Below are 11,673 nucleotides of genomic sequence, written 5' to 3'. Positions count from 1 at the left end.
CGCGATCCGGAGAACGAACGGCTTGCCTTTTCAGGCCGGCGTTGCGCAGCAGGGTACTCATCGGTAAAACAACCATCAATTGCATGTTCAGCTGCCTAAAACCGGTCATCAATTTCAATTTCTTATTCTTGACTAGGCGATTCAAGAATTATATGCAAGAGGTAATTGTTGTCATCGAGAAGCAGCGGGCAGCGACGTCCGCTGCTGGCGGGTGAGTGTGTGCAATCAGTACGATGAACATCCTATGGTTGGTCGTAGCGGATAATGGTTGTCCGACGTCAGGAGTTTTTTCAGATGCAGATCATACCGATGTTCGCTCGAAAGCCATCTGGAGAACGTGATTTTATAACGATAATACATAGGCTTGAGGATATTGCCGCAGACCGGCCATTAGATGAGGCGTTCCGTTTTTACCCCGACGACCCAGGAGCGATCGGTGAAAGCCGTAGTGACGGATGGACATGGGGTGAATTGAACGCTCGCGTTAAGATTGTTTCTGATGAGGTCTCCAGAACGGGTCTCGTCGGGCAGGGCGGCAGGGTTCTCATCGTTTACCCGCCTGGTCTCGCATTCATCGCAGCCTTCCTCGGATGCCTGCATGCCGGTGCCGTTCCGGTGCCTGTCCCGGCGCCGCGGCGAAATGAAGGAATACACCGTTGGTTGCATGTTGCGAAAGACGCCGGCATCTCGGGAATTGTTTGCGCTGACGAATTGAAGGAGCTGCTCGAGCCGCTCCAAAGGGCCGTCGGTCACGGATTCTGCCTTGCGCCTTCAGGAGGTGATCCCGATATTCCTCTACGCGATCTTACGCCTTCCGCAAGCGCGCCCGCCGTTCTCGACGGAAGCCGGATTGCATTTCTGCAATATACGTCCGGTTCGACCAGCGATCCGAAGGGCGTCATGGTCACCCATGCCAACCTGATGGCCAACCTGCGGCAGATCAGCCTTGCATTTCACTATGGCTCTGAGGACCGGTCCGCGACGTGGTTGCCCCATTATCACGATATGGGGCTGATCGACGGCATCCTGTCGCCGATCTTCAACGGATTTCCGGTGTCGATCATGGCGCCTGCGAGTTTTCTGCGGCGGCCGCTGCGGTTCCTTGAACTGGCGACACAAAACAGGGCGACCATTATCGGCGGACCGAATTTCGCTTACGAGCATTGCGCCGACCGCTACAGTGCGGAAGGGGCCGCGCGGCTTGATCTCTCCGCGGTTCGGATCGCCTATAATGGGGCGGAGCCTGTGCGCCCGGACACGCTGAGACGCTTCAGCGCCCTGTTTGCCGACCATGGCTTCCGGCACGACGCCTTCTATTGCTGCTATGGCCAGGCCGAAGCCACGCTTTTCCTGACCGGAAATGCCCCATCCGATCCGCCGCAATTGCGAAGCTTCAAGCGTGAAACGCTGGCAAAGCAGGGAACGGCACTACCGCTCCCCGCTGGGGCGGATGAGCATGATGCAATCGAACTGGCGGCCTGTGGACGTCCCGGAGCGGATATCGAGATCTTTGTCGTGGAGCCTCAGGAGCACCGCCTGCTTGATGATGGGCATGTCGGCGAATTGTGGATCCGTGGTCCTAATGTCACGCCCGGTTACTGGGCGAGGGCAAAAGCAAGCGCGGAAAGTTTCGACCAGAAAATTGCCGGTGAGGGTGGCTGGCGCCGAACGGGCGATCTTGGCTTTCGCCATGAAGGGCAATATTTCATTACCGGTCGCCTCAAGGATCTCATCATCATCAGGGGGCAAAACCATCACCCTGAGGACATAGAGCAGACCGCCTTCTCTTCGCATGCCGCGCTCGCACAGGGGCGGGCGGGTGCTTTTGCGCTTGATGTGGACGGTGAGGAACAGATCGGTCTCGTCTGCGAGCTTACCCGTGAGGGGCTGCGCAATCTGGATGCCGAAGCCGTTCTGCAAGCCATTCGCGGGGCCATCTCCCGTGTTCACAAGCTCAAACTCGCCATCATCGTCCTCATCCGTCCCAGCAGCCTGCCGCGCACGCCGAGCGGCAAGGTCCGGCGTTTTGCTTGCCGTCAGGATCTGCTGAACGGCAATCTCAAGGTGGTCGAGCGTTGGGAGGCCGCCCCGCAGGCGAGTTTCAGGCCCGTTGCCGACCCGGGTGCGGTTCCAGACTGGGCGCAACAATTGGCGCAGGTTGACCGGTCCCGATATCGCGCTTTGCTTCGGCAGTGGATCAGGGAGGAAGTGTCATGGCTTTCCCGTCTTCCTGCCGGAACCCTGCCTGCTGCAAGTGCCGGGTTTTTTGATCTCGGGCTGGATTCCGTGGCGCTTGTCGGCCTTGCTGGAACGCTGGAGCGTGAGTTGGGTATCAGAACGCAGCCGACGCTCTTTTTCGAGTACGCGACGATCGACGCGCTGGTGGAGCATCTGTGCAGCGATCTCCTCGCCCCCAAGATGTCGGCGCAGGTGCAGGATAAGCCGGCGAAGAATTCCCAGTCGGATGAAGCACGGGAAGAAAGCGACTTGTCGTCCGAACTGGCTGCCCTGTCATCACTTCTGCAGGCTGGAGCAGGCCGAAAATAATCTCACGCTTTTCATACAATCGATGATCGGAGCCATCGCCGATGAACGTAAAACAACAGACCGGGGCCGACAGTCAGCCCAATCAGGCGACATTGCTCGGAATTTTGCGCGACGCGCGGGAGCGTCTGGAGACTTTCCAGAAACGTCAGGATGAGCGTGTAGCCATCGTCGGCCTTGCAGGCCGTTTTCCCGGTGCTGATGACATTGATGGTTTCTGGCAGTTGCTTGCCGATGGCGGTTCTGGATTGACGGCGGTAACGGATGCCGATCTCGAAAGCGCCGGAGTCGACAGTCAACTGGCGGGTCAGCCCGACTATGTCAGGGTCTGGGGCGGATTCAGCGACCCGACCGCTTTCGATGCCGGGTTTTTCGGATATGCGCCAAGGGAGGCGCAGCTGCTCGACCCGCAGCAACGGGTGTTTCTGGAATGCGCCTGGAACGCGCTGGAACATGCCGGTTACGGAAGCGCGAAAAGCCGGGGCTGCACGGGCGTTTATGTCGGCGGTTCGCTGAATTATCACTTCACCCATATCCATTCCGACCCTTCCCTGCGCGACAGCGTAGCGCCGCTGCAGGCGGGGCTCGGCAATGTTTCCGGCATGATCGCATCTCGTGTCGCTTACCACCTCGATCTTGACGGTCCGAGTGTTGGCGTCCAGGCAACCTGCGCCACCGGGCTCGTGTCGGTGCATCTCGCCGTTCAGGCATTGCTGGCGGGTGAATGCGAGATGGCAGTGGCCGGTGCAGTTTCCGTCGGCCAGCCCAAACCTGCCGGTTATCTCTATGAAGCGGGTGGCATCGGTGCTCCCGATGGCCAATGCCGGCCATTCGATGCGGCTGCGAACGGCACTATATTCACCAACGGCGTCGGTACCGTGATCCTGAAACGCCTCGGCGATGCGAGGGCGGCCGGCGATACGGTCTATGCCGTCATTGCCGGTTCGGCGATCGGTAACGACGGCAGCTCCAAGGTCGGATTGACCGCTCCGAGCGTCAAAGGTCAGGCTTCGGTTCTCAAGAAAGCGCTGGCCAATGCGGGGATCGCTCCTTCGGCGGTGGATTATGTGGAGGCGCACGCAACCGCGACAGCGATTGGCGACCCGATCGAGCTGACCGCGCTGAACCGCATCTACGGGCCGTCGCTTCGTGCCGAAGGCCGTACTTGCCGCATCGGTTCGCTCAAGGGAAATGTCGGGCATATGGATGCCGCGGCCGGCATTGGTGGGCTCATCAAGACTGTCCTTGCGCTGCGGCATGAATGCCTGCCCGCAAGTGGTAACTTCACGACGCCCAGCAGCGCCTGTGATTTTGAAAGCGGTCCCTTCCGGGTGGCCGCAGGCAAGTCAGACTGGAAAGCGGAAGCCGACAGGCCGCGACGCGCCGCGATCAGCGCTTTCGGAATGGGGGGCAGCAATGCCCATGTGATCATCGAGGAAGCACCTGCACCACAAGAATCGCCGGAAGGCGAGACGGGCGCGCTGCTGCTGCCGCTCTCGGCGCGCTCGGCCGCATCGCTCGCCGCGATGCAATCTTCCCTTTCTGACGCGCTTGCGAAAATCGGAGAAAATGAGGGGGTATCCCTCGCCGATGTGGCCCATACGCTGCAGAAGGGACGGGAAGCTTTCAGCCACCGTTCTATCACGCTCGCGACGACACTATCCGACGCCTCCGAGAGACTGAAAACTGCCTTCGGACCCGGTTTCGCCACGGGCCAGATCCCGCAGCATGATCCAAGCCTGGTGTTCATGTTCCCGGGCCAGGGCAGCCAATATGTGGGAATGGCCCGGTCGCTTTATGAGCGTGAGGAGCACTTTCGGACCGCGCTGGATGAATGCCTGTTACTGATACCCGACGCTCTTGGAATCCGGGCACTGCTTCTTGCAGGGGCGGATGCCTCAGATACCGGGCTGGACCGCACTGACCGCACCCAGCCCGCCCTCTTCGCCGTTGAATATGCGGTGGCCAGAATGTGGATGCAGAAAGGGTTGCAGCCGCGGGCAATGATCGGCCATAGCGTCGGCGAATATGTGGCGGCCTGCCTGGCAGGAGTTTTCTCCCTCAAGGATGCCATGTTCCTGGTGCTGGCACGGGGGCGGTTGATGCAGGGTTGCGTGCCCGGCGCGATGCTGTCGGTGATGCTGCCCGAGGCTGATCTCCGTGCCAGGTTGGATAAGGGGCTGGAAATAGCTGCGGTGAACGGGCCGGGCAGCTGCGTCGTCGCTGGCGACACGGAGGCTCTGCATCATTTTGCCGAACGTCTGGAGAGGGACGGGGCAGGGTGCCGGCTGCTCAGGACATCCCATGCGTTTCACAGCGCGGCGATGGAGCCGATCCTTGCGGAGTTTGCAAGCTTGTTCGACGGCATCGCTCTCTCCGCGCCGGCAATCGATGTGATGTCCAATCTTTCCGGAAACTGGCTGCGGGCTGAAGAGGCCTGCAACCCGGCATATTGGGCCGAACATCTACGCAGGGCGGTAAATTTCAGCGACGGCATGAAACATATTCTCGATCTTTCCGCTCCCGTCCTGCTTGAGGTCGGGCCCGGCTCAACGCTTTCACGGCTGGCGCGCCAGCAGGCGAATGATGACTGCCGCATCGTCACGTCATTGCCGGATGCGGCCGGAACGGCTGATGCTGCCGACCATGCGCTGCTGGCCCTCGGACAGCTGTGGTTGACAGGCATTGATGTCCGCTGGGAAGCGCTTCAAGACGGGCCGCCGCGTCGCCGCGTTGGGTTGCCGGGATATCATTTCGAGCGTCAGTCATACTGGATTGCGCCGCCCGTAAGTGGACAGGACGTGACTGCTCCCGCAACCCACAGACCGATAGCCGAATGGTTCCATCAGCCGGTGTGGAAGACGCGGCCGTTGAAAAACGGGGCAGCATCAAGCGCTCGAGGCTGCTGGCTCGTTTTCGGTACGGAGGCTCTTTTCGACATTCCGGACGGGATTGATGCGGTTGTTGTTCGCGAGGGTGCTATATTCGGCATTTCGGAGAAAGCCTATACGATCGATCCGGCGAAAGCTGAGCATCTCATTGCCCTGTTCGATGATCTTGCCAAAAGGAACTGGACGCCGGATCAGATCGTCAGCGGTTTTGGATTTGCGGAGACGGACCTGCCGGATGCCGCGTGGAATTTCGCGATTGACCTTGCCCGAACGCTTGCCAGCGGCAACCAGCGCCCGGATGTGACATTCGTCGGCTGGTCCATGCACGGGATTTTCGCCGCCGACAGCGTCGCGCCCGCGAGAGCCCGGATCAACGGGCTGGCGCGCATGTTGGGTCAGGAACTACCGGGATTGTTGTGCCGCAGTATCGATCTTCAGGGTCCGCCGGACGCAAATGCCACAAAGTACCTGCGGGACGTTATCTCCTCGCCGTTTGTCGAAGGAGAGCAGATTTATGCCCTTCGTGACGGTATTTTGCTCTCGCTCTCCCATGAGCGGGTTGAACTCAGCGGGGCAGCAGATCGCCCTGTTGCAAAGCCCGGTGAAACCTATCTTGTCATAGGCGAACTTCTGGAAGGGCTGGGGCTTGTCTATTCCCGCGCCCTCATCAAAGCTGGAGCGAAAGTCATTCTGGCGGGTCGTGCGGGAATTCCGCTGGTGCCGGACTGGGAGCGATGGCTTGCATCCCATAGCCCCCGCCATCCGGTCAGCCTTTTCATCCAGACGCTCAGGTCGCTGGGAACGCCAGGGAAAGACTATCTTCTCTTTTCTGGTGATGTCAGCGATGCGTCATGGCTTCGGTCCGCGCTGGAAGAAGGTGAGAAAAGCCTTGGTCGGGTAAAGGGTGCTTTCCACACAGCCGCCATGGGCTATCAATACTTCGGCCTGCTTAGCAGTGAAAACTTCGACACGAGAAGCCTTCGAACCGTAAAGTCCGGCGCCATCGATGCTCTTGATCGTGTTATTGGACAGCGTAGCGACATGTTTGTACTCGTCCAGTCGTCGCTCTCATCGATCGTTGGCGGTAGGGGCCTCGGTCGTTACGCCGCGGAAAATTCTTATCTGGATGCTTTCGTCTCTACAAAACAACGGCGATCAGGCCCAGTCTGGAAATCCGTCAATTGGGATGCCTGCGCATCGGTCCATGCGACGGAGACTGGTCATTCAGCCCACAGGGAAATAACACCGGAGGAAGTTTGGCAGGTCACGGCGATGGTCCTTTCGGAGGCTTCGCCGGCTTCAATCGTGGCAACGCCCTATGATCTCAAAAACCGCCCCGCAGCGGATGCTCACGGTACCGACGAGGCTACAACCAGCATCCAGAAATCCGCCCGCACCGGGATATCAGCGACCTATGCTGCGCCACGGGGGCCGCTTGAGGAAGAGGTCGTCGCCATCATGGCGGAGCTTCTCGGGATAAACGGCATTGGTATCGCCGATAATTTCTTCGAACTCGGTGGTCATTCGCTGCTCGCCATCCAGGTGGTCGCCCGGCTCCGAAAGCGCTTCGACGTTGAAATTCCAATGCGGGCCCTGCTTTTCGACGCACCAACAGCCGCCGGTCTCGCCAAAGTCATACAGAAGGGGCTCGACGCCCGCAATCGTCAGGCGGATATCCTTGCCTCGATGCTTGATGACGTAGAGGCCGGCCGTTGAAGACGCCGATAACGCTCACACACAATCGGGATCATTCTGATGAAATTCAGCCTTTTTTATTTTGACGGTGACGGGTCGCGTCCGGGTCAGGAAAATTACCGCCTGCTGATGGACAGTGCGCAATTTGCCGATGCGAACGACCTCGAAGCCTTGTGGGTACCGGAACGGCATTTCCACGCATTTGGAGGTCTTTACCCCAATCCTTCTATCGTCAGTGCTGCACTGGCGATGGTAACGCGCAAGGTTCAGCTAAGAGCCGGCAGCGTTGTTGCCGCCCTGCACCATCCTGCCCGCGTGGCGGAGGAATGGGCGGTCGTTGACAATCTTTCCGGAGGCAGGGCAGGCATTGCAATCGCGGCCGGCTGGACGAAAGATGAATTCGTCTTTTCGAAGGAGCCACACGGAAACCGCCGAAGCACCATGTGGCGCTCATATGAACAGATCGCCCGGCTTCTCGCCGGCGAGGCGGCCTCGTTCGAGGATGCGGAGGGTAATGTCGTCGATGCGAAAACCCTGCCACGACCCGTGCAGCCGCGTATCCCCTTTTGGGTTGCATGCCAGTCCACGGAGACTTTCATTGAAGCAGGCCGCCGGGGTCTCAACGTTCTGACGGCCTTGCTTGGCGAGACGACAGAGTCGCTTGCGCCGAAGATTGAAGCCTACCGCAAGTCGCGGGAAAAACATGGTCACGATCCGGCTGCGGGAACCGTCAGCATGATGGTCCACACCTTCCTGGGCGACGACACCGGCAAGGTCAAATCCAATGTCTCCAAACCGTTCGGGGATTATCTCCGTACCCATTATCACCTGCTTGAAGGTCTTGGACGGAGCATGGGTGTCGACATAACGCTTGATAATTTCAGCGATGACGACCTCGACAGTCTGATCGAATTCGGCATCGAGGGTTTCATGAAAGGCAGGTCCCTCATCGGTACGCCCGAAAGCTGCCAGCCGACGGTGGACACACTGGCGGAGATGGGTGTCGATGAAATCGCTTGCCTGATCGATTTCGTCCAGGATTACGACCTCGTCATGGGCAGCCTGCCGTTCCTGTTGAAACTCGTGGAAGCAAACCGGCCGCCAATGCGTGTTGCCAGAGTGGTCTGAAGGATTTGCGATGATATCGAATGCCGAGACGATTGCTCTATTGCGTAACCGCATCGCAAATCTTGACCCGGAGCAGCGGGCACTGCTGCGCTCGCAGATAGAGGCGCGCGGCATGTCCTGGCACGATGTCGCACCTGAGGGCGACGATGCCGGCGGCGGGGCCGGGCGATTGCCGCTGACATCATCGCAGATGCATTTCTGGCTGCAGCAGAAGATTTTCCCTGAGAGCTCGGCCTATGTCATTCCCTTCAGGTGGCATATCGACGGCCCTCTGGACCACGACACGATCCTCCGCACGCTTCGGATTCTCGTCGCTAGGCACGAGCCGCTCCGAACGGCTTTCCCGCTTGAAGAGGGAAGGCCCTGGCAGCAGGTTCTCGGTGATATGGAGCCCGAACTTGCGGTTTCGGATTGCCGGAACATGTCTGCTGCCGATTGCGACGAGGCCATAGGCCGGATCGCCCGCACAGCTTTCGACCTGTCCAAAGCGCCGCTGATGCGGACGCATCTTCTGCAGCTTGGAGAAAACGAGCATATTCTCGTATTCGTCTTTCATCACACGGTTGCCGACGGATGGTCCCGCGGCATTCTGATGCGCGAATTTTCGTTGTGTTACGATGCGGTGGCGAACAATCGGGAACCTGTCCTCGATACATTACCTCGATCCTATGGCGACTTTGTCCGTGCCAGACAAAATTGGTCCGGCACGAAGGACTACGAGCGCCAGAAGCAGTACTGGATCAACCGGCTGCAAAATCTCGAGCCACAGGAGTTTCCTGCCGACTATCCCCGCCATGAAACAGCGGATATGGCCAGCGAGACGCTGGTGAAGGAGATTTCGCAGGATTTGATGGCGGAAGTGTCGGGTCTAGCCGTCAAACTTGGCACGACGACCTTTGTGGTGTTTGCCGCTGTTTTCCAACTTTTGCACCACCGTTATACGGGTCGCCGGGACCTTGCTGTGTGCGTGCCCGTTGCCGGTCGGGTCGACCCCGATATGGCAGGATTGATTGGCCTGTTCACAAACACGATCGTGTTGCGCAACGATCTCAGCCCCGCCATGTCGTTTCGGGACTGGACGAGACGCGTGCAGGAAGACTTCGCCAATGCTTTGGAACATCAGGACTATCCCTTTGCGGAGTTGATGGATGTGCTGGGCAGCAACCGCGAAGGAGTGGAAAATTCACCGTTCCAGATTTCCTTTCAGGTCCAGACGCAGGGCTACAGGCAGCAAAATGCGCAGGCCTTCGATCTGGGCAACGCCAGTCTGCGGGTAAGGCAGGAAGCGATACCGGTCGCGGAAGCAAAGCTCGACATGAGCTGGATGATCATGGAGCGCGCATCGGGCGCACTTGTCACAGTCGAGTACCGGTCTGGCCGGTTCGAGGCGGTGCGCATGGAGCGGCAGCTGGAGCATTTCGAGAACCTGCTGCGCTCGGTCGTTGCTTCCTCCGACGCGCTTCTGCCGACCTTCGACTATATCTCCGCCGGTGAGCGCGAAGTCCTTCTCTCATCGGGCGCGCTCGTGGCGCGGCCTCTCCCGGTCAAGGGCGTGCACGACCTGATAAGCGGCGCGGCACGTCTCCATCCTGAAAAGATTGCCATCGAATGCATCGACCGGAGCTGGACGTATAGCCAGCTCGAAGAGGCGTCGAATAATCTCGCACGGGCGCTTCTGACGCTGGAGAAGCCGGTGAAACCGGGAATGCGGGTCGCGGTTTCGCTGCCGGGGCAGGCGAGCGGCATCATATCTTTCCTTGCGATCATAAAGGCCGGTGCGGTTTATGTTCCGATCGATCCGCGCCACCCGGCAGACAGGATCGGTTACGTGCTGGAGGATGCCGCAGCGGTTCTGGTGCTGACTGATGATGCGGGTCTTTTCCCCGGCGTTACCTGCATCGATCCTGTTCATCATCTTGAGAACCAGCCGGATGCCGCGCTTCCGGCGATGCCTGATAACAGTGACATCTATATCCTCTACACCAGCGGCAGCACCGGGCGACCAAAGGGGGTGCCGATTACGCACCGGGGCCTGCTCAATCAATTCCAGTCAATGGCGCGTCAGCCCGGCATAAGGGCTGGAGACCGAGTGCTTTCAGTAACGACGCCGGCATTCGACATTTCCGTTCTGGAAATGCTCTGGCCACTGAGCGTCGGCGCAACGGCCGTCATGCGTGAACCGGACCTTCTGCTTCAACCCGAGAAGCTGGGAAGGACGCTGGACGAACATGATATTTCGCATTTCCAGGCGACCCCAGCCACGTGGCGAATGCTGCTGGACAGCGGCTGGCAAGGGAGAAAATCCCTCACCGGTCTCTGCGGCGGCGAGGCTCTCGATGCGCAGCTTGCCGGGCGGCTCATTCATAGGATCGGTTCTCTGTGGAATGTCTACGGTCCGACCGAAACGACGATCTGGGCCGGCGCATTGCTGGTGGAGGAGGCTCATTCCAGAAGCGGCAAGGTGCCGATCGGTGGCCGTCTGGATAACACCTCATTCCTCGTGCTCGATGCCTATATGGATCCCGTTCCCGAAGGCGTGCCGGGAGAGCTGCACATTGGCGGCATTAGCCTGAGCCGCGGCTATTGGAACCGTCCGGCGCTTGCGGCTGAAAAATTCGTTCCCGATCCCTATGACCGGTCATCCAAGCCGGGCTCCCGCCTCTACAAGACGGGTGACCTTGTCGTGCGCAGGCTGGACGGCAATCTGGAATTCGTTGGACGAACCGACTTCCAGATCAAATTGCGCGGCTATCGCATCGAGGTTGGAGAAATCGAGAGCCTGCTTCAGGAAGAAGAGGGGGTCGATCAGGTTCTGGTTCTGCTCGATGCAAACAGGGAGCAGCTTCTGGCCTATGTTCTCCTTGAGGATCGCTCCGGCAAGGTCGACAAGGGTGCCATGGGTATCCGGCTCAGCAGGGCGCTTTCGGCCCGGTTGCCACGTTACATGGTGCCTTCGCATTTCATCCTTCTGGAAGAGTTTCCGATGAATGCGAATGGCAAAGTGGATCGCAAACGTCTGCCGCTGCCGGATCGCTCGGAACGGGCGGCTTCCGAAATTGCTTCTCCGGCAAACAGTGTGGAACAGGCCCTTCACGCCCTCTGGCAGAAAATGCTCAAACGCGAGGATATTGGCGTCAACGACAATTTTTTCGAGCTGGGAGGAGATTCCCTCCTGATCGTCGCCATGCCTGCCAGAGTGCGTGATGCCCTTGGCATCGAACTGGAAGTCACAGATTTCTTCCGTTTTCCGACACTGGAAACGCTGGCAGGCCACATCATGGATTTGCAGCACGGCAAATCCGGACCGTCGGAGAGTGCGCGTGGGCGAAGCGACACCAGGGTGCAGGGGCGTGAACGGCAATTGCAGCGGCGCATCAGGTCAGGCAATTTCGCCTGACCTGTCTATAAAGTCTGT

At 59.2% G+C, this 11,673-nt stretch carries 4 protein-coding genes; all 4 read left to right on the top strand.

Annotation, left to right across the window (positions count from 1 at the left end; genetic code table 11):
* The first annotated feature begins 264 nt into the window (after positions 1-264).
* Genes CRO62_RS03830 through CRO62_RS03815 form a run of 4 tightly spaced genes read left to right on the top strand, consistent with a single transcriptional unit; the run spans position 265 to position 11,655 of the window.
* Positions 265-2,547 (top strand): AMP-binding protein, encoded by a 2,283-nt coding sequence (locus CRO62_RS03830; protein WP_323455451.1) that lies wholly within the window; start codon positions 265-267, stop codon positions 2,545-2,547.
* A 41-nt stretch (positions 2,548-2,588) separates the two neighbouring features.
* The gene (locus CRO62_RS03825) at positions 2,589-7,151 is read left to right on the top strand and encodes a type I polyketide synthase (RefSeq protein WP_097099253.1); all 4,563 of its coding nucleotides are present in this window, start codon (positions 2,589-2,591) and stop codon (positions 7,149-7,151) included.
* A 39-nt stretch (positions 7,152-7,190) separates the two neighbouring features.
* Positions 7,191-8,258 carry an LLM class flavin-dependent oxidoreductase gene (locus CRO62_RS03820; protein WP_097099252.1) on the top strand — a complete coding sequence of 356 codons (1,068 nt, stop codon included), beginning with the start codon at positions 7,191-7,193 and terminating at the stop codon, positions 8,256-8,258.
* A 10-nt stretch (positions 8,259-8,268) separates the two neighbouring features.
* Positions 8,269-11,655: a non-ribosomal peptide synthetase gene (locus tag CRO62_RS03815; RefSeq protein WP_097099251.1), complete on the top strand. Its 3,387-nt coding sequence runs from the start codon at positions 8,269-8,271 to the stop codon at positions 11,653-11,655.
* Positions 11,656-11,673 lie beyond the last annotated feature (18 nt).

Origin of the sequence: Rhizobium sp. AN6A (assembly GCF_900215635.1) — a bacterium.
Lineage (GTDB): Bacteria > Pseudomonadota > Alphaproteobacteria > Rhizobiales > Rhizobiaceae > Agrobacterium > Agrobacterium tumefaciens.
The sequence above is the reverse complement of the archived record's forward strand: the minus strand, read 5'-3'. Positions and strand labels throughout refer to the sequence as shown.